This is a genomic window from Shewanella sp. WE21 (genome assembly GCF_002966515.1).
Classification (GTDB): Bacteria; Pseudomonadota; Gammaproteobacteria; order Enterobacterales; family Shewanellaceae; genus Shewanella; species Shewanella oncorhynchi.
In genome coordinates, this window is sequence record NZ_CP023019.1 from 401,200 (window position 1) to 427,661 (window position 26,462).

Below are 26,462 nucleotides of genomic sequence, written 5' to 3' on the forward strand. Positions count from 1 at the left end.
AAGTTTCTCCCTAACACCTCGGTTATCCCGAAGTGTTAGGCTAAAAAACATACATCACACAGCAACAGGGGCTTTGATATGAGGGTGTGGAGCGTAGTTTGTTAATTCAAAATCATCAAATTGATAGTCAAAAATCGACTCAGGTCTGCGTACAATAGTCATGGTCGGCAACGGTTTTGGATCACGACTTAACTGCAGTGCCGTCTGTTCCATATGATTAGAATATAAATGGGTATCGCCACCCGTCCACACAAAATCACCTAAGGCCAAGTCACATTGCTGGGCGACCATCATAGTCAACAAAGCATAACTGGCAATATTAAACGGCAAACCAAGAAACACATCACAACTACGCTGATACAGTTGACAAGATAATTTGCCATCGGCTACATAGAACTGAAAAAACGCGTGGCACGGTGCCAAAGCCATTTTATCCAGTTCGCCCACGTTCCACGCAGAAACGATAAGACGGCGAGAATCTGGCTGAGATTTTATCTGGGCGATAACTTGCGAAATCTGATCGATAGCATCACCACTCTGGGTTGGCCAGCTGCGCCACTGGGCACCATAAACTGGGCCCAAATCGCCATTATCATCGGCCCATTCATCCCAAATGCTGACCTTGTTTTCGCGTAAATAGGCAACGTTAGTTTCACCCTTCAGAAACCACAGCAATTCATGGATGATAGAGCGCATATGGCATTTTTTGGTGCTCACCAAAGGAAAACCTTTACTCAAATCGAAGCGCATTTGATAGCCAAATACCGAGCGAGTCCCAGTACCTGTGCGATCCGATTTATCCACGCCTTCGGCTAATATGTGCTTCATTAAGTCTAAATACTGTTTCATTGCTGCTTACCTTGCTTACGAAAAATCAAGTACAAACCGATTAACACCATAGGCACAGAGAGTATCTGCCCCATAGTCATAAATCCCCAGTAAAGTCCCAACTGTGTGTCGGGTTGCCTCACAGTTTCAACCATAATACGGAACATACCGTAACCGACTAAGAACATACCAGAGACTGCACCGACTTTATCGGTACGTTTGCTAAACCAGTAAAGTAATAGGAATAATGCTACGCCTTCAAGGGCGAACTGATACAACTGGGATGGATGACGTGGGTCAGGTCCACCGGTAGGAAACACCATAGCCCAAGGCAGATCAGTGGTTCGTCCCCAAAGCTCGCCGTTGATAAAGTTACCAATACGACCAGCGCCTAAACCAATAGGCACAACAGGTGCCACTATATCGGCGACAGCAAAAAAAGTACGTTTTTGTTTCCACGCGATATAGAGCATCGCCGTAATCACGCCCATCAAACCGCCGTGGAAGGACATGCCACCTTCAGAGATTTTAAATAAATAGAGGGGACTGGCGAGGAAATAATCGAAATGATAAAAAAGCACGTAACCGATACGGCCACCTAAAATCACCCCAAGAAAACCATAAAAGAGTAAATCTGAAACTTGCTCCCGCGTCCATATCCCCTTTGAACGGTCGGCTTGGCGGTTCAACAACCACATGGCCGCAACAAATCCGACTAAATAGGTAAAACCATACCAACGCAGTGCCGGTTCAAAGGTTTGTCCAAAAAGATTAAACGGTCCAAATGAAACGATCACGGGATCGATATTGGGGAAACTCAACGCCATAACACATCCATTAGCAGCCTCAAACTGAGATAAACATAAAAACTAGGTCAGAATTAACTTAAGGCCGACACATAGAAGTAACAATGCAAATATCTTTTTAAGTACAGGTGTTGGCCAAGTGCTCGCCGCTTTTACACCCACAGGCGCCATCAAGACAGAAGTGATCACTAAACCAAACAATGCAGGTAAATAGATATAGCCTAGGGTACCATAGGGCAACTCAGGGGCATTCATACCTGCAATAATGTAGCCGAAACTGCCAGAAAGAGAGATTAAGAAGCCCATCGCAGCAGAAAACCCCACGGCTTGACGCATCTGTAAACCATAAAAAGTCAAAAATGGCACTATCAGTATACCGCCACCTATCCCGGTCAAACCTGCCAAAACCGCAACAAAAGCCGATACAACAAAAAGCACTACTGAATTAGGTAATTGACGATTTGATTTGGCCTTAACGGGGTAAGCCATTTGAATTGTCATTAAAATCACAAAGATGGCAAAACCTTGTTGTAACTTATCAGCGGGAATACGCTCAGCAATAAAACCTGAAGCCAGCGCGCCTATAATCAGGCCCGGTAACATTGATTTGAATAAATTCCAAGGCACATTACCACGCTTATGGTGGGCACGTGCCGACGAAATAGAGGTGAGAATAATGGCTGCTAGCGAAGTGGCAATTGCAATATGGGGGAGCTGAGTAGAGCTAATACCGACCGATGGCAAAATATAAAGCAGTGCAGGCACCACAATCAAGCCGCCACCGATACCTAATAATCCTGCCATAAAGCCGACAAATGCGCCTAAAGCCAAGCAAATAAAGAACACCAACAACAAACTATCCACACGAGTACCTACAGCGTGATAAATTGAGGGCCTTAGCTTAAAGCAAAACACAGCATTAGTTAATTAAGAATTGTTGCAAGACCCTGCTGGGTCAAATATTCTTTAACCAGCTCACGCACTTGGAAGCCGTTTGATAGGCTCAGCGCTTTAGCAAGTAATTGATCTAAATCGGCCCGCGCAACACGACGCAATAGATAATTGATCCGCGCTAAACTGCCCTGATTCATACTCAACTGATCGTATCCCATAGCCACCAGCAAAATGGCCCCCATAGGTTCGCCCGCTAACTCTCCACAGATACTAATATCGAGTTTATGGTATCGACAATCGAGGTGCGCCTGATGCAAAGCCCGCAATATTCCAGGATGATAACTGTCAAATAACGAGCTCACCCGCGGGTTATTACGGTCAACAGCCAGTAAATATTGGGTTAAATCATTACTACCAACAGAGACAAAATCCACTCGTTTTGCCACATCATCCAACTGATATAGCATGGCGGGCACTTCGAGCATAATGCCTATTCGTGGCATCACTATGTCGCTGTTAACATCGTTTTTTAATTCGACATAGGCTTGTTGCAAATATTCTAAGGATTGATCGATTTCATCTAAGTTGCTGACCATAGGCAGCAAAATACTTAACTGTTTACCGTCTCCCCCAGCCTGTAGCATGGCCCGTAACTGCACCAAAAAAAGCTCAGGATGATCCAGAGACAAGCGAATACCGCGCCATCCAAGGAAAGGATTGTCTTCTTTAATCGGGAAATACGGTAAAGGTTTATCGCCTCCCACATCTAAAGTACGCATCACCACAGGTCGACCGGACGCGGCCGATAAGACCTGTTGATAGACTTTGACTTGCTCAGATTCACTCGGGAAGCGCTGTTGCAACATAAAAGGAATTTCAGTGCGATAAAGCCCAATACCGTCGGCGCCCTCTGCGATTTCAGAGGCCACACCACTGAGTAATCCCGCATTGAGATACAAGCGAATACGTGAACCATCTAAGGTTACAGAAGGCAGCGCTAATTCTTGGGCATACTGGCGTTGCAAGGCTTTTTGTGCCGAAATCAGGCTACGATACTCACCGACAATCGCAGGTGATGGCGACACCAATAACTGACCACGGCTTGCGTTTACGACCAAAAGTTTTTGGTCAATATTGGCGGATAACAGTTGCTCGACACCTGTAATAGCAGGCACACCTAAGGCACGGGCTAAAATGGCGGCATGGGAGTTTACGCCACCAAGCTCAGTGACAATACCCGCAAGCTTTTGCCTTGGGAACTCAGCCAACATAGTCGCATCGGCTTCACGGGTAATGAGGATTACAGGTTTATCGGGCTCAAGCTCTAGACGTTCTGGCTCAATAAGTTGGCGCAATACTTTTTGACCTAAGTCGCGAATATCGCTAGCCCGCTCCTTAAGGTAAGGGTCTTCCATTGCTAAAAACTGTTGAATATAACGTAGAGACACTCGGCTCACCGCCGACTCAGCAGCCCAACCTAATTGCACTTCACGGGTATATTCGCCGCCTAAACTAGCATCATCGAGCAGTAACTGTAATGCATTGAAAATGGAGACAACTTCGTCATCTTGCTCGCGATCAAACCGTTGAGATAAGGCACCTATCGCTTCTTTACAACGCACCATAGCCGTAGTTAAGCGACTCGATTCATAGGCAATATCGTCAGAACGCACCTCAGGCTGTTCAAGGGGGATTTCCCCACCAAGTACGAAGGCATACGCAATGGCGATACCGTTTGACGCTGAAGTACCTTGAAACAGAATTTGTTGATGATGGGAGCTGACTTGAGCTTTTTGTTTTAAGCCACGCACCGCCATCGCTAATTGGGCGGCGAGGGTCATCAGGAAGGCTTCTTCGCCCTCACTGAATTGACGAGCACTCGCCTGCTGTACCACTATCACCCCAACCACAGCCTTCTGGTAGATAATAGGTACAGCTAAAAAAGCGCGGTATTCTTCTTCGGCGACTTCAGGAAAAAGCTTAAACCTTGGATGAAGCCGAGCATCCGCTAAATTAACGGCCTCTTCTCGCTGGGCAGCGAGTCCAACTAAACCTTCAGTCAGCGGCATACGTACTCGACCAACGGCGCTTTTTTCAAGACCATCGGTTGCAGATAACACGAGTTCTTGCTCTTCTAGGATATAGATGGAGCAACATTGGGTTTCCATCGCCGCTTTAGTCGATGAAACTAAGATTTCTAATGCGGTTTCCAAACTGTGGGCAGATGCCACAGCCTGAGTAATATCCCTAAGCGTATTTAACACTGTTTTCAATCCTCTTTTGAAATCAGCCCGTTGTTTTTTGTCTTCCCCGTTTCCTAGGTATTTCTAGGGTTTGGAATGACAATGCCGTTACCGCAAACTCTTTCATCACCTTACGATAAACATCACGCTTAAATGACACAACTTGCCGCACAGGATACCAATAACTTACCCAACGCCAATCGTCAAATTCAGGATGCCCAGAAGAACTCAAATTAATCGCACTATCTTGGCTTTTCAGTTGTAACAGAAACCACTTTTGTTTTTGCCCGATACACACAGGTTTACTGTCTTGCCTCACTAAACGCTTTGGCAAACGATAGCGCAACCAAGAACGGGTCGAGGTTAATATATGCACGTGTTCAGGTCTTAGGCCCACTTCTTCATACAACTCACGGTACATAGCCTCTTCTGCTGTCTCGCCATCATCGACGCCACCTTGAGGAAATTGCCATGAGTGTTGACCGAAACGTCTAGCCCACATGACTTGGCCATATCTGTTACAAATTATAATGCCCACATTTGCGCGAAAGCCGTCGCTATCAATCACATGGACTCCAAATCACATTAAATTTTAATAAACTGATTGTTTCATAAAGCTAGTCTCTCAGCAAACCTCTATTTTATCCTAAGCTTTGGATAACATCTGACTTAAAAGACATTTATCAACAATGCTAGGGGATGGAATCCGGGGATATCCACATTTTCTGTGGATATCTCTGTTTGAAACTCAGGTGAACTTGTTATAACGTTCAAAAAACATCTATTTACCATCGTTTTTAAAATTTAGCGTTAAAACTTAATAGCAAACAAATTCATAAACTTGCACATTAATCATGATTTATTTTAGACTAAAAAACCAATAAAGCTCATTATTTGACCAGCAAGAAGTATTTCTATCATTCTCGCGATATTACTCAACTTTATACACAAATAGTGTCCACAACTGTCCACAAAAGCCAGAATAAATGCACTTTATTCGCATTGACTTAGGATTTTTATTAGGTTAAGAGGCTCACTTTACTGAGTTATCCATAATATCTGTGGATAAGTATGTGGGGAACGCAAGGGAAAGCAGAGAGTAACTTTGAACACTTTTTTGCAAAACGGGGGTTAACACGGATATAAAATTTAAAATCAGTCACTTAGAATAAAAACATTCGGTACAAGTTAATCCACCCTGTAGGGCTCATTTTTTAACCACCATTGCTAAGCGGTTATTTTTAAGTAAAATCCAGCCATGAATCGAATTATCCCCCCTGAAAATCTATCTGAACTACTCGAACGTGCCAACATGATGGCGGGCGTGAGTTTGGCGCAGATAGCCAGCCAAAGAAGCATTCGTGTCCCCAAGGATCTTAAACGCGATAAAGGTTGGGTCGGTCAACTAATCGAAATGGAATTAGGCGCAACGGCGGGTTCTAAACCTGAGCAAGATTTTCTACATTTAGAGGTCGAGCTAAAAACTATCCCCATTGATACACAGGGGCGACCGCTGGAGACCACTTATGTCTGCGTGGCGCCGCTATCGAATATCCAAGGATTAACCTGGCAAAACAGCTTAGTCTGCCATAAGTTACAGCGAGTACTTTGGGTACCCGTTGAAGGAGAGAGGCATATTCCTGTGGGTGAGCGCCGTATAGGTACGCCAATATTGTGGGAACCGGATCCGCACGAGTTGCAATTACTGCAACAGGATTGGGAAGAGATCATGGAGCTTATCGCCCTAGGAAAAGTAGAGAGGCTTACAGCGCGCCACGGCGAAGTGCTGCAATTACGCCCTAAGGCCGCTAATAGTAAGGCGTTAACACAAAGCATTGCCGAAGATGGTAGCCTCAAAATGACCAACCCTAGGGGCTTTTATTTAAAGACCAGTTTCACTGCTATGATACTTAATAAGGTATTTGGTTAATTTTTAGTAACGATATGGACTTGGATTGATCCAGATCACAAATTTCACTGGCACTAAGGTGACTCTTTTCTATAAACTACGGCATCCTGAAATCACAGCCGTATTCGGATACCAATCAAGCAGTGAGAGCACGTAGACAAGCGAAAAAACTCCTTTTTGCGATTTTAGCTTGGGCGATTGCCATGGCTGCATTCGTGTTTTTTCGATATGCCCAATCACCAGAGCTGCCCCAATGGGCGGTAAGTTCGGCTGATCTCGCAACACTTGCTATCTACATGGGGATAATTTTTGGCAGCTTACATTGGATGTCGAACGTCATTGCAGATTTCAGTGCAATCAATCGCCTCCCCTATGTGTTTTCAGTCATCTTTAAGGGCTTGTTTTTATTACTGGGTGCTACGACGTTAGCTTACATGACTCAGTTTTTAAATATGTGGGCCATCGAAAATCACATGTCGACCCTCAGACAAATGCTGACGGCGCACATTCTCTATAGTCCTTCATTCCAAGCATTGATCGTATATTTGGTCGTCGTACGAGTCAGCTTAGCTTTTGTCGAGCAAATGGCATTATTAGTCGGGCCGCGTATTTTACTCAACATAGGCCTTGGTAAATACCATAAGCCAAGATATGAGCAGCGTTTATTCCTCTATTTAGATATGGTCGCCTCAACCACACATGCTGAATCACTTGGCGATTACCGCTTTAGTCGATTGATCCAAGACAGCTTTAGTTTACTTTCAGATACTGTGTCCAATAACGAAGCTGAAATCTACCGCTATATGGGAGATGCAGTGCTGCTTCACTGGCCATTAGAAGAAGGGATAGTTCACGACCGCTGCATGAATATCTATTTTGAATTTAGCCAACAACTGAACTGGCAACGCCGCTACTTTGAAGAGCATTATGGCTTTGTGCCGAAATTTAAAGCGGCGGCCCATTGTGGCCAAGTCGTCGCTGCAGTTGTTGGTGTACAGAAACAAGAAATTAGTTTCTTTAGTGACGTGCTCAATACCTTAGCAAGACTGCAAGACCAATGTAATCCACTAGGACAGCGCATGTTGATTTCGGGCGCACTCGCGGGACGCTTAGATAACCCCAACACTCAGTATCACCTATCAAATCTAGGCCCAGTCAAACTCAAAGGGAAACAACACTCAATTGAAGTGTTTGGCGTTTCCCCGCTCTGATTTGTAATCGACTTTAAGCTTTAGCTTGAATTAATGCTTTGCAGTTACAGTCAGTTTATTCCTCGTCCTTAGTTAATAATTTTTGGATCATTAAACCTAAAGTGCGGAAAGTTAAGATCCGACTGGTGGTTTGACGCCAGACCAGGCCGATATCACGGTAAGGTGCTTCACCCGGTGGCGTCATCACCACTAAATCTGTGTCATTCAAAATACCCGCGTCAATGGCCATTTGCGGAAGAAACGTGGTGCCCAGTTTACTGTTCACCATCTGCACTAAAGTATGCAAACTGGTGGCGGCAAACGGATTGACTTTCGCACTATCACCTAGCTGACATGCAGTAATAGCATGGCCTGTGATGCAATGCTCACTTTGCAGAAGAAAAATACTCTCGTCCGGCAGAGTTTGATAATCAATAGGTTGATGTATGCCACCCGCTAAATCTTTGTGGGCCACCATTTTGAAAGGATCTATGCCCACTTTCATGCTGTGGTAACCGCTAGTGTCAACGGGTAGCGCTAGGATCAATAAGTCCAGCTCTCCTTTACCCAAAGCATCTAGCAAACGCTCAGTGGTATCTTCCTTCAATAATAAACTCATCGCCGGATAAGATTGCTGACACTGGCGGATCACACGACTCAATAGGAAAGGCGCTATGGTTGGAATACAGCCTAAGCGAATATCCCCCGTCATCGGCTCACCTTGATTTTTCACTAATTCCACCAAATCATCCACATCAGTGAGAATTTTACGGGCGCGCTGCACCACTTCTTCACCAATGGCGGTAAACATAAATGACTTATGGTCTCGCTCAATCAACTGATGCCCTAACTGCTCTTCTAGGTTTTGGATCCCACTTGAGAGCGTTGATTGACTGACGAAACACACCTTAGCGGCGCGGTTAAAATTCTGCTCTTGATGGAGATTCACCAAATAGAATAAGTTTTTTAAGCTAGGTAAACTTTTCATTTTCTCGATTGCCATGAAGGTTATGAATTAAGAAATTAAATCTACTTTAGCATAAGTGATGAGCAATAACGCGGCATAAGATATCAGGATTGTGACCCGAATCGATATTCAATCGGTTCGCCGTAAAACTTAAGTGGGAGTAACAAAATAAGATGGGAAAAGCGCTAACAAGAAAATGTCGAAAACAATAAACTTAATCGTAAAACCAATGCAAGATTCACTCAATTGAGCGCAACAATAGACATTATCGCTGCGCCTTAACTTACCTTAGCAAGTAATATTTTATGCTTTGGCTTGGAGGAATAACTTTAACTGTTGTAAATCTGCACTCGCGTGTTCAACGATGTCAGCAACCCAAGAGCCATGTTCAGCATCCCATCTTGCTTCTTCGCCATGCTGTAATAATTGGGCGATCTGCTGAATACGTTTTAACCCCACAGAACCTGCAGCACCTTTAAATTTATGTGCTTCTGAACATAAGGTATCTTTGTCTGCTGCGTCGTTAGCCTTCACTAGATTTCCAACATATTCAGGCATTAACTGCTCAAATAACACCACACTCTTGAGTAAGGTACCGGCACCAATGGCGCTGCAGTACTGTTCGAGAGTATTGAGATCTAGGATTGCTTCTAATTCAACTGTGGCCATAAGGCCTCCCTTAAGTGGTTCAATGCTTAAAACGAATTTATCACATGATACCCACTAAAATTGTCAGTGCAACTTATAGCGATATTCATGGTCTAATTCAGATTAAAATTAACAAAAAACAAACTAATAGTCGTAAATAAACGCTTACGAAATAATAGCGACGACATAACATTTAGGGAGTAAATTTATCCCACTAACTTGCCTCTATCGTTGCGCTAATGCGTGCCCTTGTCCACCATAAAGCTGCAAATTATCCACAATCGCCACCAATCCATCCCAACGATAGGCACACCAATCGGGTGCTAATAGCATAGGTTTTTTCGCATAAGCGGTGACACGGTGAAAAATCACTTCCGCGGGAGTATGGCGGATCATCTCGCCGACACTGTGGGCATAATCCTCAAGACTCAATAAAGGTAAGCGCCCACTTCGCCACGACTTAGCCATAGTACTACCTTCGACGATATGCAAAGGATGTAGCTTCAAGCCATCAACGCCATGCTGCAATACAGCAGCTAAAGTCGCCATATAATCGCTATGGGTTTCATCGGGTAAGCCAAGAATGAGATGAGTGCACACCTTAAGACCGCGAGCTCTCGCCCTAGACACAGTGTCACAATAACAGGCGAAATCATGGCCACGGTTAATTCTACGCAGTGTTTCATCTTTGGCTGTTTGCAACCCGAGCTCTAACCACACATCGACACCATTTTCCTGATAGCGCGCCAGTAAATCCAGTACATTATTCGGTACACAATCGGGGCGAGTTCCTACACATAAACCGACTATCTCGCCATCTTTAACCGCTTCATCGTACTTAGCCATTAACACTTGATATTCATCATAAGTGCTAGTGTAAGCTTGAAAATAAGCAATAAATTTATCGGCTTGTGCCTGAGGCTTCGCCTCACGATAGCGGCTCTTACCCTGTTCAAGTTGCTCAGTAATACTCAATACATCGGCGGTTTGATGGCTAAATGACGCCACATTACAGAAAGTACAACCTCCGCGCCCTAAAGTGCCGTCACGGTTAGGGCAAGTAAACTTGGCATCTATAGTGAGTTTTCGCAGTCGGGTGCCATATCGCGCCTTACAAACGGCACCAAAGGTGTTCACATATGCATCAAGCCCCATCAGAGCACCCACCAAATTTCATATCGCTTCATTGAGAATAACCAAGATAAAATCACAAATAGAAAAGAAAATACGTGAACAAATAGAAGAAAAAGCTTAGTGTAAACAAGGTAGCGAGAGGTTTCTTGGTGCTACATCAAATTCCCGCCTGACTCATACCGTTATTATCATAAATGTGCGCATCCTCAAATTAGCCTGCTTACTGCTGAGATCTTGCTCACACCAAAATGAATAACAATTCAACAATTTTAATTTTTTATCTATTTACTGTGTTTGCAATAAAAATCACTATTTCTAAATCAAAAACAATCCCATCAGCATGTTACACCTTGGTAAATTTTGAGTTTGATAGTTTTTAAAATTCTTTTTATTCATAATGTTATACAGCACATTTTACTGTTGACGTTAACGTAAGGTAATTGTGGTTTGTGTATGAAACATGAATTAATACCCATGTTTTATGCAAATTTTTGGTTTGACCTTTATTGAATCTCAGGCTAATTTGGGTGGTTCGGGTGCATATCTATAGAAAGTCTTTACATTTTCTCCCCGAGTAGTAATCAGTTGAGGTCTAGGGAGGTTTTTGTATGAGCTTATATCATCCCAGTTTTGAGCGGGACAATTGTGGTTTTGGGTTGATAGCACAGATGGATGGCGAAGCCAGCCACCGTATAGTGCGCACGGCAATCCATGGTCTAGATCGCATGAAGCACCGCGGGGGCATTGCCTCCGACGGCCGCACTGGCGACGGCTGTGGTTTATTAATGCAATTGCCTGTGCAATTTTTTGAAGCGATTGCCGCGGAAAATGATTGGCATTTGAGCAGAAAATTTGCCGTAGGTATGCTGTTTTTAAGTCAAGATGATGAACTGGCTGACCAAGCCAAGTTTATTCTTGAGCGCGAACTCGAGCGTGAAACCTTAAGTATTGCAGGCTGGCGCAAGGTGCCTGTCAATCCCGATGTGTTAGGTGAAATTGGCAAGGCTAGTCTGCCACAAATCTATCAAGTGCTGATCAACGCCCCCATTGGCTGGCGTGAGAAAGACTTGGAACGCCGCCTTTATATGGCGCGTCGCCGCTTAGAGCAGCAGATCACCGACGACAAAGACTTCTATGTCGCGAGTTTGTCTGGCCAAGTTATCGTCTATAAAGGTCTGATGATGCCTGTAGACTTGCCCGCGTTTTATCCCGATCTCGCGGACATTCGCTTAAAAAGCTCTATCTGCCTATTCCATCAACGTTTCTCAACAAATACTTCTCCTAAATGGCCATTAGCTCAGCCGTTTAGATATTTAGCCCATAACGGCGAAATCAATACTATTACGGGTAACCGTCAATGGGCCCGCGCCCGTGCCTATAAGTTTAATTCACCGCTACTGCCAGATTTGCAGCAGGCCGCTCCCTTTGTGAATGAAACAGGCTCAGACTCTTCATCTTTAGATAACATGCTGGAAATGCTGTTATCTGGTGGCATGGACTTATACCGTGCCATGCGTCTATTGATCCCGCCTGCTTGGCAAAGTAATCCGGAAATGGATGACGAATTAAAAGCCTTCTACGACTTTAACTCTATGCACATGGAGCCTTGGGATGGTCCGGCAGGTATTGTGATGACCAACGGTCGCCATGCCGCCTGCGCTGTTGACCGTAATGGCCTGCGTCCATCACGTTATGTGATCACAAAAGATCGTATTTTGACCTTAGCTTCCGAAGTCGGAATTTGGGATTACGCCGCCGATGAAGTGATTGAAAAAGGCCGTGTTGGGCCTGGTGAATTACTGGTACTCGATACCTTAAACGGCCGCCTATACCAATCCTTTGAAATTGATAACGATCTTAAGCGCCGCCACCCCTATAAAGAGTGGATGGCGAAGAACAGCCGTACTTTGATCCCTGCGGAAGATCTCGCCTCGGCACAACATGGTGCCAGTGAGTTAAGTCCTGAGCTATTGCTGCAATACCAAAAACAATTTGGCTATACCCGTGAGGAATTAGAACAAGTTATTTGGGTATTGGCGAAGCAAGGTGAAGAAGCCACAGGCTCCATGGGCGACGACACACCTATGGCGGTATTGTCGAAAAAGTCACGTTCACTGTATGACTATTTTAGGCAGAAATTTGCTCAAGTAACGAATCCACCTATCGACCCCTTACGTGAAAAGCACGTCATGTCGTTGACCACTTGTATTGGCCGTGAACAGAACCTCTTCAATGAAACGACTGGGCATGCTTACCGGGTAATGTTCAATTCACCTATTTTATTATTCAGTGATTTTAACCAGTTACTGGGATTAGATAGCACTTACTATCGCGCCAATATTGTCGATTTAAATTACGAACCACAGGAAGGCTTAGAAAGTGCCATTCGCCGTATCACAGCCGAAGCCGAGCGTTTAGCCCGCAGCGGCACGACTTTGTTGATCCTTTCGGATAGAGCCATAGGTAAAACGGCGCAAGTGATCCCCGCGGCCATGGCGGTCGGTTCTGTGCAGCAAATGCTGGTGAATAAGAGCCTGCGCTGCGACACCAACATTATTGTTGAAACCGCATCGGCGCGAGATCCGCATCACTTTGCTGTATTGCTTGGCTTTGGTGCCACGGCGATTTATCCGTATTTAGTGTATGAGTCAATTTCCGAACTGGCGAAACGCCATGACTTAACCGATACCACGGCATTGATGTTGAACTTCCGCTACGGCATCGAAAAAGGCTTGCGTAAGATCATGTCCAAAATGGGCATCAGCACTGTCGGCTCCTATCGTTGCAGTCAGCAATTTGAAGCCATAGGCATTGCCAGCGAAGTGATCGAACTGTGTTTTAAAGGCGTAATTAGCCGCATCGAGGGTGCAGGCTTTGCAGACATCGCCCAAGACCAAGCTATTCTGCACAAAGCGGCCTACCGTGCCCATGTGCCATTACCGCAAGGTGGCCTGCTGAAATACGTTGAGGGCGGCGAGTATCACTGCTTCAACCCTGATGTGGTCAACACCTTGCAAGCGTCATTGATTGACAAAGATTTTGCGAGCTATAAAAAATTCGCCGAACTCGTCGACAATCGTCCCGTGGCCACACTGCGTGACTTAATCGGTATTAAGGGCGCACAAACATCGATTGATGTCGCCGATGTAGAAGCGGCATCAAATCTATATTCACGTTTTGATAGTGCCGCCATGAGCATAGGCGCCTTGAGCCCTGAAGCCCATGAAGCTCTTGCTATCGCGATGAACCGCTTAGGTGGCCGCTCGAACTCAGGTGAAGGTGGTGAGGATGCACGCCGCTTTAATACTGAACGCAACTCTGCGATTAAACAGATTGCCTCGGCACGCTTTGGCGTCACGGCGCATTATTTAGTTAATGCCGATGTGTTACAGATTAAAGTCGCCCAAGGGGCAAAACCCGGTGAAGGCGGCCAGTTACCCGGCCATAAAGTCAGTGTGGAAATCGCCGGACTGCGTCACGCACGTCCTGGTGTGACCTTGATTTCACCACCGCCACACCACGATATTTACTCTATCGAAGATTTAGCCCAGCTAATTTTCGACTTGAAGCAAATCAACACTAAAGCACTGATTTCAGTTAAACTTGTGTCAGAACCCGGTGTGGGGACCATCGCCACCGGTGTGGCCAAAGCCTATGCGGACATGATCACGATTTCAGGGTATGACGGCGGCACAGGTGCTAGCCCAATTACCTCAGTGAAATATGCGGGCAGTCCATGGGAGCTAGGGTTAGCCGAAGTGCATCAATCGCTAGTGGAAAATGGTCTACGCCATAAAATTCGCCTGCAGGTCGATGGCGGCTTAAAAACCGGTACCGATGTGATTAAAGCCGCGTTATTAGGCGCCGAAAGCTTTGGTTTTGGTACTGTGCCTATGATCGCCCTAGGTTGTAAATACCTGCGTATTTGCCACTTGAACAACTGCGCGACTGGCGTAGCAACGCAAGATAAAAACCTGCGCGACAACCATTACCATGGTCTGCCAGAGCGAGTGATGACTTACTTTGAGTTTGTTGCACAGGAAGTTCGTGAATGGATGGCGACCTTAGGGGTGAGTAAGTTTGAAGACTTAGTCGGCCACAGCGAATGGTTATATGCCCTCGAAGGTCAAACCGCAAAGCAACAAGGCTTAGATCTGTCACCGATTTTGTATCAACCCAAAGTGCCAGCAACCTCGTCACGCACTTGGCAAGAAACCAATCCACCGGCGGATTTAGGGCTGCTTAACCAGCATTTATTAAACGAATGCCAAAGCGCCGTCGATAAGGGCGAGAGTTTCGATGCTGCTTACAGCATCAACAACACCGACCGTTCCGTTGGCGCGACGTTGTCAGGCTATATCGCGAGCACACTCGGCGTCAAAGGCACCAAAGCGCCGGTCAAACTGAGCTTTAACGGCAGTGCCGGCCAAAGCTTTGGCGTGTGGAACAGCCCAGGCCTTGAGTTAAAACTCTGCGGCGATGCCAACGACTATGTGGGTAAAGGCATGTCTGGCGGCCAGATTGTCATATACCCGCCTATTGGCAGCCCGTTCCAAAGTGAGCGCAGCGCCATTGTCGGTAACACGTGTCTTTACGGCGCGACGGGCGGCAAGTTCTTCGCCGCAGGTCAAGCGGGCGAGCGTTTTGCAGTCCGTAACTCTGGGGCGATTGCTGTGGTTGAAGGGCTTGGCGATAACGGCTGCGAATACATGACCAGCGGCATTGTGGTTGTCCTTGGTAAAACAGGGGTGAACTTCGGCGCTGGGATGACAGGCGGTTTTGCCTATGTGTTCGATCAATTCGGCCGCTTCAATCGCCGTGTGAATACTGAGCTTGTCGATACTCAAAAACTTGAATCACCGATCCATCAACAACATTTAAAAGGTCTGATTGAAGCCCACGTGGCCGAAACGGGCAGTGAACATGCCAAGATGATCTTAAGTGATTTTGGTAACTGGTTAGATTGCTTCGTATTAGTAAAACCTAAAAATATTGCCGTGGCCGATCTGCTCAAATTAGAGAAATCGAGCCCAGAATTAGTTGTAAAAGCGGGGTAATGGCGCATGAGTAACGATTTTCAATTTATTGAAGTGGGTCGTAAAGACCCCGCTAAACACCCTGCGGCTAAACGTGCGACTCAGTTTATTGAGATTTATCAGCCTTTTGCTCAGCCTCAAGTGGCAGAGCAAGCGGACCGCTGTTTAGATTGCGGCAATCCTTATTGTGAGTGGAAGTGCCCGCTACACAATTATATTCCTAACTGGCTCAAGCTAGCGGAACAAGGTCGCATCATGGAAGCGGCAGATTTAGTGCATGAGACCAACACTCTGCCCGAAATCTGCGGCCGTGTTTGTCCACAGGACAGACTCTGTGAAGGTGCTTGTACTCTGAACGACGACTTTGGCGCTGTCACTATCGGTAATGTCGAAAAATACATTACCGACACAGCGATCGCCCAAGGCTGGCGCCCCGATATGAGCAAGGTCACGCCACGCCCTGAACGAGTGGCGATTGTCGGTGCGGGTCCTGCGGGTTTAGGCTGCGCGGATATTCTGTCTCGCAACGGTGTTAAAGCTGTGGTCTTTGATAAATATCCACAAATTGGTGGTCTACTCACCTACGGTATTCCGTCTTTTAAACTCGACAAAGCCGTTATGGCGACCCGTCGCAGTGTATTAGAAGGCATGGGCATTGAGTTCAAACTCGGTGTCACTGTCGGTAAGGACATCCCATTTACTAAACTGCTCGAAGAATACGATGCCGTCTTCCTCGGTATGGGCACATATACCGCGATGAAAGCAGGCCTTGAGGGTGAAGATGCGCAAGGCGTATACCAAGCCCTGCCCTATTTGATTGGTAACACCCATCATTTAATGGGCACCCAGAATACTGAAACACCCTACCTGAACCTTGAAGGTAAACGTGTGGTGGTATTAGGCGGTGGTGATACTGCGATGGATTGTGTGCGCACAGCCGTCAGACAAGGTGCCAGCAGCGTAGTCTGTGCTTACCGCCGGGACGAGGCCAACATGCCAGGCTCACGTCGTGAAGTGCAAAATGCGCGGGAGGAAGGCGTTAACTTCCTGTTTAACCGTCAACCTGTGGCGATTAAAACCCAAGATGGCAAAGTGATCGGCATTGAATGCGTCGAAACCGCCATGGGCAAGGCCGATGCAAGCGGTCGTCAACGCGCCGAAGCGATTACTGGTAGCGAACAGTTGCTCGAAGCCGATGCGATTATTATCGCCTTTGGTTTCCAACCTAGCCCAGCACCTTGGTTTGCCGAACACGGTATCGAGCTCGATCAATGGGGCCGAGTCAAAGCGAGCAAGTTAGACGAAAACCCATTCCAAACCACCAACCCGAAAGTGTTTGCCGGTGGTGATATGGTGCGTGGTTCTGACTTAGTCGTGACAGCCATTGCCGAAGGTCGCGATGCCGCCCAAGGTATTCTTAATTACTTAGACTAAGCGCTATAGATTAAGCGCCAACGTGTTTGTTTTACAGGTAAAAAACATTTTACCCTTGTCATTTAACAAGCACTCCAATGGCTGGACTCGTGCAAACGAGTTCAGCCATTTGCTTGTGGCTTATCGCAATCGGTTGATGGATAAAATAGATAGATAAAGCGCGCATCTTAGGAGCGCACTTTTCCGTTAACCCTCCCGCGTTTTACCCCGCGATTATTAAGCAATCCCAATCTCGCCATAACGACTGCATAAAACTGTGTGGTATATTAGCCAGCATTCCCGTGTCCCACTCTTTAAGTGTTGAATCAAAAAGGTCTCCCATGAAAATTGGAATTATTGGCGCAATGGAGCCAGAAGTCGCTCACCTGATCGCCGCCATGATAAATGCGACATCGCAAACCATTGCTGGTATTGAATTTATTGCTGGTACTCTCGCGGGTAAAGACGTAGTAGTGACTCGCTCAGGCATAGGTAAAGTCGCCGCAAGTATTGCGACCACGCTACTCATCGAAAAATATGCGCCGGATGCGGTAATCAATACTGGTTCTGCCGGTGGTTTCGTCGATTCGCTAGCCATTGGCGATATCGTGATTTCTTCTGAAGTGCGTCACCATGATGTGGACGTCACCGCCTTTGGTTATGAAATTGGCCAAATGGCGCAGCAACCAGCTGCGTTTATTCCTGCCGCACATTTAGTTGAAGCCGCCAACAAAGCGATTGCTCAACTGGGTGAAGTCAAAGCGATTGAAGGTTTGATTTGTACTGGCGATAGCTTTATTTGCGATCCTGTTCGCACCCAAGCCATGCTCAAAAACTTCCCTACTATGGCTGCCTGTGAGATGGAAGGCGCGGCAATCGCTCAAGTTTGTCATCAGTTTGGAGTGCCATTTGTGGTGATCCGCTCTTTATCGGATAACGCCAACAATGACTCGCCAGTGGATTTCGACTCTTATATTGTCAAAGCGGGTTATCACTCGGCTCTGATGGTGATGTTGCTGCTTGAGCAACTGAATCCTAGCGCAATAAAATAATCACTTAAGTGGAAAGTACCGAATGCACACCTCTTTTTATCAACAACTTGTCGAGATAGATGGCGCTTTGTTTGAAGGCTTTTTGGTACTTTTTTTTGCTTTGTTATTGGCGCGGTTAGCGCCATTGCCACGGGAAATGCAGCCGCTTATTTGGTTTAGCCATTTAGCTAAGCAACTCGCAGCCAAAGTGAATCGCCCTGAACGATCTCCAAGCCAACAAGCCACAGCAGGCTTTTTAGCTATGTTGCTGTTGCTGTTTCCATTTTGGGCCATTATCACCTTTTTACTCGAACTGGCTGCCTTTCCATGGTTTTTCGAATTTTTGGTGCTTTATCTGTGCTTAACCGATGCAGGGTTTAGCCAAGTCGCCGATGAAATCACTAAAGCCTTAAAACGTGGAGACAATGCCAGCGCAAAAAAGCTTTTACAGCCTTGGGTGGTGCGCGATACCGATAGTTTGTCGGAAATCGGCCTAGCCAAAGCCACCATAGAAAAACTCGCCACTGCACCTATTTACGGCACAGCATCGACCATTTTCTTTTTCGCTATTGCTGGAGCACCTCTGGTGCTAGCAGTGCGCATGCTCAAACAACTCGAATTGAGCTGGCCGCCCATTCAACCAAAGTATCAACATTTCTGCAGTACTGTGAATGGAGTATCCATTATCTTGCTGGCGATTCCGGCTTGGTTGTGGAGCCTGTCGCTCGCCATTCAAGGCGGGCCTAAGGCGTTTGCAAAACTTTTTAGAGCCCCTAAAAATCATCACGCTATTCGAGGTTATGTTCTCAGTGTGAATCTCGTGGCCAGTATTTTGAGAATCGAGCTCGGTGGACCACAGAAGTTTGCTGGCGTGCGTATCAATGTGGATAAATTGTGCTACGGTCCGCAGCCAACCAGTGATGACATCACGCCTGCAATTAAGCTGACCTCACGTGCCTGTGCTATCTGGTTTAGCTTTATCATTATACTGCCCTTGTTATGGGCAAGTTTACGTTGGTTACAAAGCCTGTGATATGATGCCGCATTATCTCAACGTGAAGTTAAAGGCTGACCATCTTGCTCGAAAACATGCATGTTTCATTAACAACACCTGCGTTATTATTTCCTGCTATCTCATTGTTACTATTAGCTTATACCAATCGTTTTTTTGCCTTAGCCGCATTAATCCGAAATTTAAGCAATGGTGAAAAACCCGTACATAAAGATCAAATTAAGAACCTGAGCCAGCGTATTACCATCATTCGTCGAATGCAGGAAGCAGGCGTGTCAAGCTTTGCCCTATGCGTACTGTGTATGATTTTTATCTATATCGGCTTTAATAAAACCGGCTCAGTGATTTTTGGCGCTAGCCTACTGCTCTTGCTCTATTCACTGATTTTATCTGTGATTGAAATCCGCATCTCTGTTGACGCATTAAATATCCATATCAAAGAGATGAGTAAATGAGCCAGTGGATCTACTTTTTTGATTTATGGGGTACCGCTGTATTTGCATTATCCGGCGCACTTGCCGCTGGACGCCATAGAATGGACCCCTTTGGCGTAATCGTGCTCGCCTCGGTTACCGCTGTCGGTGGTGGCAGTATTCGTGATGCCTTAATTGGTGCAACGCCAGTGTTCTGGATCCGCGACCCGAATTACATCATAGTGATCCTCGCGACCGTGCTCGTCTGTTTGCTATTAGTCCGTCGCCCTCGTAAGGTACCCGAGTATATTTTACCCGTCGCAGATGCCTTTGGATTGGCCCTCTTTACCGTGATAGGTGCTGAAAAGGCCCTCAATATGGGCTTGAGTGGGATGATTGCCGTCGTAATGGGCTTGATCACTGGCGTGGGAGGAGGCATTATTCGAGACTTACTGTGTAGACAAGTTCCTATGGTCTTACGCACAGAAGTCTATGCCACAGCTTCGATCATAGGTGGTATCGGCTATACCGTGAGCTTAGCCTACGGTATGGGCGAAAAAATGGCGCTGTTTCTGGCGATGGCCAGTGCCCTGTTAATCCGCTTAAGTGCCATCAAGTGGCATCTTTCATTACCGGCCTTTGATCTCAAGACCAAGAGGGAATAGTTTGCGAATATTGTGTTTTATTTTGTGCCTCATTTTTGTTCCAGCCCTCAATCCTGCAGCGGCGCAAGCCAACTCAGGTGAAATGCCACAAGAACAGCAGTTAGCCGTAAAATATATGAATGCGCTGACTGAACACGACTATAAGACACTGCGAAAATTCTATAACCGCGAAAGCGTCTTCTTCGACAAAACCGCCAACCGAAAATACACTGGCGGCCGCTTCATTATCGACTTCCTTGAGCGCGCCCACGAGGGCGTGCTCGAGTACAACTTCAACATAGAACACATGTATAACGCAGGCTCTTTAGTAGTGATGATAGGTAACTATCATTTCAAGGGTCCAGGTGAACAATTTGGCAAACCGGGGAAAATCATCGATGTTGCGATACCTGGTGTGACAAGCCTTAAGATCGACATGCTCAATCGCAGAGTAACGGAACATGTCGACCTAATCGATTACCAGACCATGTCAGACCAATTAGCGATGCAGTAGTCACAAAATTTATCCGTCTTTGAAACTTGATCCCTAAAAACGAGTCGAAACTAACAATGAGTCAATACCACTGCGTATTTCACCTTTGAAAAATTGACTGAGCCGTTTCGTTTCAATGAGGTTTGTATGAAGTTTTTTGGATTGATAGCCCTACTCGCCCTTAATGGCTTAATACTGGCCCCCAAAGCACAGGCTTTACAGCCCATTATCGTTTCCTACGCCGTTCAGCCAGTAAGCCATTTTAATCAACAACTACGTACCGCTCAGGCGCAACATCAGCCTTGGGCGGAAGATCCCAATAAAATCAGCAGCCAATATGCAGGCAACAAATTTACCTTAGTGCGAACTCAAACCAATAAAGACGGCATTTTAACCTATCAAGTGAGCGAGCTTTCCAAGCAGCATCCACAGATGCTGTTGATTATCTCACTGAAACAAAACGCTAAACTTTGGCAGGTAAGTTCGGCCCAATTGGCATGGAAATGCAGTGGTGGGCAACACTTTGGCACCGACAGATGTAATATCGCCGAGCATGAGGCCAATACAGCGCCTTAATCTTGTACTGTCAAAAGATTCAAAAACAAAGAGCGCCCTAAGGCGCTCTTTTTGTTCGTTTAAACTTACTGTAGCGTAAATCTAACTAAACCAACGTCACTATACCAAAGTCACTTTGGCAAACTTACGTTTACCGACTTGGAATACAGCAACAGTACCCGCGAACAAAGTCATACGGCTATCTTCTAACTTTTCGCCGTCCATCTTCACCGCGCCTTGCTTGATCATCCGCATCGCTTCTGAAGTCGATGACACTAAGTCAGCGTCTTTCAACAGATTGGTAATCGCAATACCTTCACCCGCAGCTAACTCAATTTCTTCAATATCATCGGGGATCATGCCCTTAGAACGATCGACAAAGGCTTGATGCGCACTTTCGGCAGACGCTGCATCATGAAAACGTGTGATAATTTCCTTAGCTAAGGCAATTTTAGTGTCACGTGGATTAGACCCATTCGCCACGTCTTGCTTAAACTGCTCAATTTCAGCCAATGGGCGGAATGATAACAGCTCAAAGTAGCGCCACATCAAGTCGTCCGAAATTGACATCAGCTTGCCAAACATTTCATTGGCAGGTTCGCTCACGCCAATATAGTTATGCGCCGATTTAGACATTTTCTTCACGCCGTCTAAACCTTCGAGCAGCGGCATCATGATCACAGCTTGTGGCTTTTGGCCTTCGGCTTTTTGCAGTTCACGGCCCATTAACAGGTTGAACTTTTGATCTGTACCACCCAACTCAACATCGGCCTGCAGCGCAACTGAGTCATAACCTTGCAGTAAAGGATACATAAACTCATGAATCGCAATCGACTGACCCGAGGCATATCGCTTCTTAAAGTCATCACGCTCCATCATACGAGCCACAGTTTGCTTAGACGCGAGACGGATCATACCAGCGGCGCCCAATGGCTCTAACCAGCTTGAGTTGAATTCGATACGAGTCTTAGCAGGATCGAGGATCTTGTAAACCTGTTCTTTATAGGTTTCTGCGTTCGCTAAAACTTGTTCACGGGTGAGCGGCGGACGTGTGCTATTTTTACCACTTGGGTCCCCCACCATACCAGTAAAGTCACCAATCAAAAAAATGACTTCATGACCTAACTCTTGGAATAATCTTAATTTATTTAAGATTACTGTATGTCCAAGATGGATATCCGGAGCGGTAGGGTCAGCGCCTAACTTAATACGGAGTGGACGTCCTTCTTTGAGTTTTTCCAGCAGATCCGCTTCGAGTAAAATCTCATCGGTACCACGTCTAATTTCTGCTAATACTTGGTCTAAATCAGCCATCTCGGCAGGGACTCCTAAGGCCATGATCATAAAATGAAGAGACTTATGTTACTTGTTAGCCACCACAATTGAAAGTGTGTACACTAACGGGATTATTTAAGTCTCTGGTTATTGGTATCGGCGTCAATGGGAAAGGTTATAACGTTATTTAAATTGTTGCCTAAAAAGCATCAAATTCTCCTTAGCATTCTTTCAGTTATCACAATGATAACCATGCTTCTACCTTCTGAAGAAGCGCAAGCTTCAAGACAAACCACTAGCATTGATGACCAAGCTCAAATCAACACCCGTTATGATGTGCCCTTAGCTTTTCGCTCGCCTGAACGCCCTGAGTTGCCAGAAGGTCAAACAGATAATGCTCCGACAACGGCTGAACCGTTATCCTCACCCGATGCGCTCGCTGCAGGTGGATCCAATAATCAAGCCGCAGGATCCCACGAAAGCGCTCTTCACAGAGATGTCGAACATTTTAACGTCAAAAATGGTGATACTTTAGCCGCGGTATTTGATCGCGCTGGCTTAACCAGCAAAGACGTTTATGAAATCACCCAGTTGCCTTTAGCCAAGCAAAACTTGCTTAAGATAATGCCGGGCGAAGAAATTGTGATTTCAAAGGATGCAAACGGTAATTTGACTGAAGTGCGTTATCGAGTCGATGCTATTTCCACGCTAGTCATCACTAAAAGCCAAGAGCAATACAACGAAAAAATCTCCGAAAAGGATGTGGAAACCCGCAACCATTTCACCAGTGCCAAAATTAAGAGCAATTTCTGGAATGCCGCCGTGGATGCAGGCATGTCTGCCAACCAGATATTACAATTATCGACCGTATTCGGCTGGGATATCGACTTTGCCTTAGACTTACGCGAAGGCGACAGCTTCGCCATTATTTACGAGCAAGAATATGCCGATGGTGAATTTTTGCGTAATGGCAATATCTTAGCTGCAGAATTTGTTAACCAAGATGAGCGCTATACTGCCATTCGCTATACCGACGGTAACTATTATTCCGAAAATGGCACTAGCATGCGTAAAGCCTTCCTGCGCTCACCGGTCGATTTTAAGTATGTCAGCTCCAACTTTAACCCAAGACGTTTGCACCCAGTGACGGGCCAAGTCAAAGCCCATCGGGGTGTAGACTATGTCGCAGCCATTGGCACGCCCATTAAAGCTGCGGGTAGTGGACGCGTTATTGAGTCTGGTTATAATCAATTCAACGGTAACTATGTGTTTATCAAACATAACGATACCTATACCACCAAATATCTACACCTCACAAAACGTAATGTCAGCAAAGGCGCCAACGTTAAGCAAGGACAAATTATTGGTACTTTAGGTAAAACAGGCCGTGTCACAGGGGCTCATTTACATTACGAATTTATCGTCAATGGCGTACACCGCAACCCGAGAACGATTACGCTACCGAAATCCGAATCAATTGCGAGAAAAGAAAAAAATCAATTCGATGCACTTAGCAAGCAATTGATGACTACACTTTCGCAAAACAAGCAAACGCAATTGGCAATGCAATAACGACGGATGGATTCCTCCCAATGAAAAACGCTTATTATATTGGACTTATGTCAGGCACCAGCATGGACGGTGTCGATGCAGTATTGGTCGACTTTTCAGGCGCGCAGCCGCAGCTTATCGCCAGCCATACCGAAGCTATTCCGAGCCATTTGCTCAAAGGTCTCCAGCGCCTGTGCTTACCCAGCTCAGATGAAATTAACCGCCTCGGCCGTTTAGATCGTAATGTGGGTCAGCTGTTTGCCTTAGCCGTCAATAATCTGATGGCTAAATGTGCTATTGCGAAAGAAGATGTCATCGCCATTGGTAGCCATGGTCAAACTGTGCGCCATATGCCAAACCTCGAAGTGGGTTTTACCTTACAAATTGGCGATCCTAATACTATTGCGACCGAAACAGGCATAGATGTCATTGCCGATTTTCGTCGCAAAGATATTGCTCTTGGTGGGCAAGGCGCGCCCTTAGTACCCGCATTCCACCAGCAAACCTTTGCCCAAGTCGGTAAAAAACGTGTCATCCTCAATATTGGTGGTATTGCCAATATCACCTATCTGCCGGGCAATAGCGAAGAAGTCTTAGGCTTTGATACAGGGCCAGGCAACACCTTAATTGATGCCTGGATGCAACAGGTTAAAAGTGAACCCTTCGATAAAAATGGCGAATGGGCTGCATCCGGAAAAACAGATCAAAGCTTATTAACTCAGTTGCTTTCGCATCCGTATTTTTCCCTTGCTTACCCTAAAAGCACTGGTCGCGAACTGTTTAACCAAGCTTGGTTAGAGCAGCAATTATCGCCCTTTAATCATTTAGATGAAGAAGATATTCAATCAACTTTATTGGATTTAACCTGCCACAGCATAGCCCAAGACATTATTAAACTATCCAATGAAGGGGAATTATTCGTCTGTGGCGGCGGTGCATTTAATGGTCAACTGATGCAGCGTCTTGCAGCCTTATTACCAGGTTATAAGCTGGATACTACCTCGACCCTTGGCGTCGATCCTAAGTGGGCAGAAGGCATCGCCTTTGCCTGGCTCGCCATGCGCAATCACTTAGGTTTACCCGCTAATCTCCCTGCAGTAACAGGCGCCTCCCGCGAAGCAGTACTCGGCGGACGATTTAGCGCTAAGTAATTGGCCGTCGCAAAATACTAAAGCGATAACCTAAACAAGAGCTTCTACATGAAGCTCTTGTTGTCTTTAAAAGACAAACTAATCTTTTCCCCCCTCTTCCTGCCTAAATTTATCAAGAAAATCAGCAGCTATTTTAAAGCCATCTATTCTTAATTACTGAAGCATTTAGTGACAGAAGCATGAGTAAAAAAGTTTCGTCACTGAAGCTTAATCAAGTCTCACTATAGTAAAAACGGATACAGGATATTGCTCTAAACAGCTCAAACACTTAGGAATAGCCTCATAGGCGTCCAATAAGAAACTGGTTTTAAGGGAACTCGTGTCTACAGCGCGATTTTGCTCACTCAGACAAGATCCGTTAATAGGCAGGTAAATTAGGAATAAAGACGCACTGATTAACAAGCAAGCGTCTTTAAAAGAATAGGAAATCAAACAATGAACATGTCACAAAAAATGGCGGCAGAATTTCTCGGCACCTTGTGGTTAGTCCTTGGAGGCTGTGGCAGTGCGGTACTTGCCGCTGCATTTCCCGAGGTGGGCATAGGCTTACTCGGTGTCGCGCTCGCATTTGGCTTAACGGTTCTGACTATGGCCTTTGCGATTGGCCATATTTCAGGTTGTCACCTTAACCCAGCGGTGTCATTCGGCCTTTGGGCTGGCGGACGTTTTCCAGCGGCAGAATTATTGCCCTATATCGTAGCCCAAGTCGCGGGTGGAATTGTTGGCGCAGGCATCTTGTATCTCATCGCTTCAGGACAAGAGGGATTTTCACTCGCCGGCGGATTTGCCTCTAACGGTTTTGGTGAGCACTCACCGGGTGGCTATCGCATGCTGTCGGTGATGATTTGTGAAATCGTTATGACACTGTTCTTCTTGATTATTATTTTAGGTGCCACCGATGAGCAAGCGCCTAAGGGATTTGCCCCAATTGCCATAGGGTTAGGTTTAACCTTAATTCACCTTATTAGTATTCCTGTGTCCAATACTTCGGTGAACCCAGCGCGTAGCACAGGCCCTGCACTGTTTGTCGGTGACTGGGCGGTATCACAACTCTGGTTGTTCTGGGTAGCACCGATTGTCGGCGCCATTTTGGCGGGCTTTATCTATCGCTACTTCCGCGCGGCAGAATAAAAGCCGAAGATCTAACACAACAGCGCTCTCTTGGCGCTGTTGTTCTTTTTCTAATCCCGCTCTAATGTTACCATTTAGCCAACTGGCGAATTTTGCTGTGCCCTAGTTTTTTACATTAGAGACACAACAGGCTTCGCC

The 26,462-nt window shown here is 46.0% G+C and carries 22 protein-coding genes; 13 read left to right on the forward strand and 9 right to left on the reverse strand.

All coding sequences use genetic code 11. From position 1 onward, the window contains the following. Nucleotides 1-54 precede the first annotated feature (54 nt). The 5 genes from thyA to rppH are packed head-to-tail and all read right to left on the reverse strand — an operon-like array spanning nucleotide 55 to nucleotide 5,339. On the reverse strand, nucleotides 55-849 hold the full coding sequence (gene thyA, locus CKQ84_RS01635; RefSeq protein ID WP_105249861.1) for a thymidylate synthase: 795 nt from the start codon (nucleotides 847-849) through the stop codon (nucleotides 55-57). Beyond that, nucleotides 846-1,655: a prolipoprotein diacylglyceryl transferase gene (gene lgt / locus CKQ84_RS01640; protein WP_105249862.1), complete on the reverse strand. Its 810-nt coding sequence runs from the start codon at nucleotides 1,653-1,655 to the stop codon at nucleotides 846-848. The genes thyA and lgt overlap by 4 nt, the downstream gene beginning before the upstream one ends. 42 nt (nucleotides 1,656-1,697) lie before the next feature. Then, a complete protein-coding gene (locus CKQ84_RS01645) occupies nucleotides 1,698-2,498 on the reverse strand; it encodes a sulfite exporter TauE/SafE family protein (protein ID WP_105249863.1) in 801 nt (266 codons plus the stop codon). Between the two features lie 59 nt (nucleotides 2,499-2,557). Further along, nucleotides 2,558-4,792 (reverse strand): phosphoenolpyruvate--protein phosphotransferase, encoded by a 2,235-nt coding sequence (gene ptsP / locus CKQ84_RS01650; RefSeq protein WP_105249864.1) that lies wholly within the window; start codon nucleotides 4,790-4,792, stop codon nucleotides 2,558-2,560. A 22-nt stretch (nucleotides 4,793-4,814) separates the two neighbouring features. Then, nucleotides 4,815-5,339, reverse strand: coding sequence for an RNA pyrophosphohydrolase (gene rppH, locus CKQ84_RS01655; protein ID WP_006080762.1), 525 nt, complete (start codon nucleotides 5,337-5,339; stop codon nucleotides 4,815-4,817). A gap of 690 nt (nucleotides 5,340-6,029) precedes the next feature. Here rppH and mutH point away from each other — a divergent pair. Together mutH and CKQ84_RS01665 are read left to right on the forward strand one after the other, a co-directional pair. Continuing rightward, nucleotides 6,030-6,701, forward strand: a complete 672-nt coding sequence (gene mutH / locus CKQ84_RS01660) for a DNA mismatch repair endonuclease MutH (protein WP_105249865.1) — start codon at nucleotides 6,030-6,032, stop codon at nucleotides 6,699-6,701. 122 nt (nucleotides 6,702-6,823) lie between these two features. Further along, complete coding sequence (locus tag CKQ84_RS01665; RefSeq protein ID WP_105249866.1) at nucleotides 6,824-7,891, forward strand: adenylate/guanylate cyclase domain-containing protein; 1,068 nt, start codon at nucleotides 6,824-6,826, stop codon at nucleotides 7,889-7,891. A gap of 55 nt (nucleotides 7,892-7,946) precedes the next feature. Here the strand turns inward: CKQ84_RS01665 and oxyR are convergent, their stop codons facing one another. From oxyR to CKQ84_RS01680, 3 genes are all read right to left on the reverse strand, one after another. Next, nucleotides 7,947-8,858, reverse strand: coding sequence for a hydrogen peroxide-inducible genes transcriptional activator OxyR (gene oxyR / locus CKQ84_RS01670; RefSeq protein ID WP_105249867.1), 912 nt, complete (start codon nucleotides 8,856-8,858; stop codon nucleotides 7,947-7,949). Between the two features lie 282 nt (nucleotides 8,859-9,140). Next, the gene (locus CKQ84_RS01675) at nucleotides 9,141-9,506 is read right to left on the reverse strand and encodes an Hpt domain-containing protein (RefSeq protein WP_028760840.1); all 366 of its coding nucleotides are present in this window, start codon (nucleotides 9,504-9,506) and stop codon (nucleotides 9,141-9,143) included. A 204-nt stretch (nucleotides 9,507-9,710) separates the two neighbouring features. Then, on the reverse strand, nucleotides 9,711-10,640 hold the full coding sequence (locus CKQ84_RS01680; RefSeq protein ID WP_105249868.1) for a TIGR01212 family radical SAM protein: 930 nt from the start codon (nucleotides 10,638-10,640) through the stop codon (nucleotides 9,711-9,713). Nucleotides 10,641-11,227: 587 nt separating this feature from the next. Here CKQ84_RS01680 and gltB point away from each other — a divergent pair. From gltB to CKQ84_RS01720, 8 genes are all read left to right on the forward strand, one after another. Then, nucleotides 11,228-15,676, forward strand: a complete 4,449-nt coding sequence (gltB, locus tag CKQ84_RS01685) for a glutamate synthase large subunit (RefSeq protein ID WP_105249869.1) — start codon at nucleotides 11,228-11,230, stop codon at nucleotides 15,674-15,676. 6 nt (nucleotides 15,677-15,682) lie between these two features. Then, complete coding sequence (locus CKQ84_RS01690) at nucleotides 15,683-17,089, forward strand: FAD-dependent oxidoreductase (protein ID WP_105249870.1); 1,407 nt, start codon at nucleotides 15,683-15,685, stop codon at nucleotides 17,087-17,089. A 320-nt stretch (nucleotides 17,090-17,409) separates the two neighbouring features. Further along, nucleotides 17,410-18,120 carry a 5'-methylthioadenosine/adenosylhomocysteine nucleosidase gene (locus tag CKQ84_RS01695; RefSeq protein ID WP_105249871.1) on the forward strand — a complete coding sequence of 237 codons (711 nt, stop codon included), beginning with the start codon at nucleotides 17,410-17,412 and terminating at the stop codon, nucleotides 18,118-18,120. 22 nt (nucleotides 18,121-18,142) lie between these two features. Then, nucleotides 18,143-19,132: a cobalamin biosynthesis protein gene (locus CKQ84_RS01700; RefSeq protein WP_105249872.1), complete on the forward strand. Its 990-nt coding sequence runs from the start codon at nucleotides 18,143-18,145 to the stop codon at nucleotides 19,130-19,132. A 56-nt stretch (nucleotides 19,133-19,188) separates the two neighbouring features. Then, nucleotides 19,189-19,566: a DUF2721 domain-containing protein gene (locus tag CKQ84_RS01705; protein ID WP_012088590.1), complete on the forward strand. Its 378-nt coding sequence runs from the start codon at nucleotides 19,189-19,191 to the stop codon at nucleotides 19,564-19,566. Then, nucleotides 19,563-20,189, forward strand: coding sequence for a trimeric intracellular cation channel family protein (locus CKQ84_RS01710; RefSeq protein WP_105249873.1), 627 nt, complete (start codon nucleotides 19,563-19,565; stop codon nucleotides 20,187-20,189). Before CKQ84_RS01705 ends, CKQ84_RS01710 begins: the two co-directional genes overlap by 4 nt. A gap of 1 nt (nucleotide 20,190) precedes the next feature. Further along, nucleotides 20,191-20,682: a nuclear transport factor 2 family protein gene (locus CKQ84_RS01715; RefSeq protein WP_028760847.1), complete on the forward strand. Its 492-nt coding sequence runs from the start codon at nucleotides 20,191-20,193 to the stop codon at nucleotides 20,680-20,682. Between the two features lie 126 nt (nucleotides 20,683-20,808). Then, complete coding sequence (locus tag CKQ84_RS01720) at nucleotides 20,809-21,237, forward strand: hypothetical protein (protein ID WP_105249874.1); 429 nt, start codon at nucleotides 20,809-20,811, stop codon at nucleotides 21,235-21,237. 99 nt (nucleotides 21,238-21,336) lie between these two features. Here the strand turns inward: CKQ84_RS01720 and tyrS are convergent, their stop codons facing one another. Next, a complete protein-coding gene (gene tyrS, locus CKQ84_RS01725) occupies nucleotides 21,337-22,530 on the reverse strand; it encodes a tyrosine--tRNA ligase (RefSeq protein WP_105249875.1) in 1,194 nt (397 codons plus the stop codon). A gap of 126 nt (nucleotides 22,531-22,656) precedes the next feature. Between tyrS and CKQ84_RS01730 the strand changes: the two genes are divergently transcribed. The 3 genes from CKQ84_RS01730 to aqpZ all read left to right on the forward strand — a co-directional run bounded on the left by CKQ84_RS01730 (nucleotide 22,657) and on the right by aqpZ (nucleotide 26,324). After that, a complete protein-coding gene (locus CKQ84_RS01730; RefSeq protein WP_105249876.1) occupies nucleotides 22,657-24,063 on the forward strand; it encodes a peptidoglycan DD-metalloendopeptidase family protein in 1,407 nt (468 codons plus the stop codon). A 20-nt stretch (nucleotides 24,064-24,083) separates the two neighbouring features. Continuing rightward, nucleotides 24,084-25,193, forward strand: coding sequence for an anhydro-N-acetylmuramic acid kinase (locus CKQ84_RS01735; RefSeq protein ID WP_105249877.1), 1,110 nt, complete (start codon nucleotides 24,084-24,086; stop codon nucleotides 25,191-25,193). Nucleotides 25,194-25,628: 435 nt separating this feature from the next. Beyond that, nucleotides 25,629-26,324, forward strand: coding sequence for an aquaporin Z (gene aqpZ / locus CKQ84_RS01740; RefSeq protein ID WP_105249878.1), 696 nt, complete (start codon nucleotides 25,629-25,631; stop codon nucleotides 26,322-26,324). The last annotated feature ends 138 nt before the right edge of the window (nucleotides 26,325-26,462 follow it).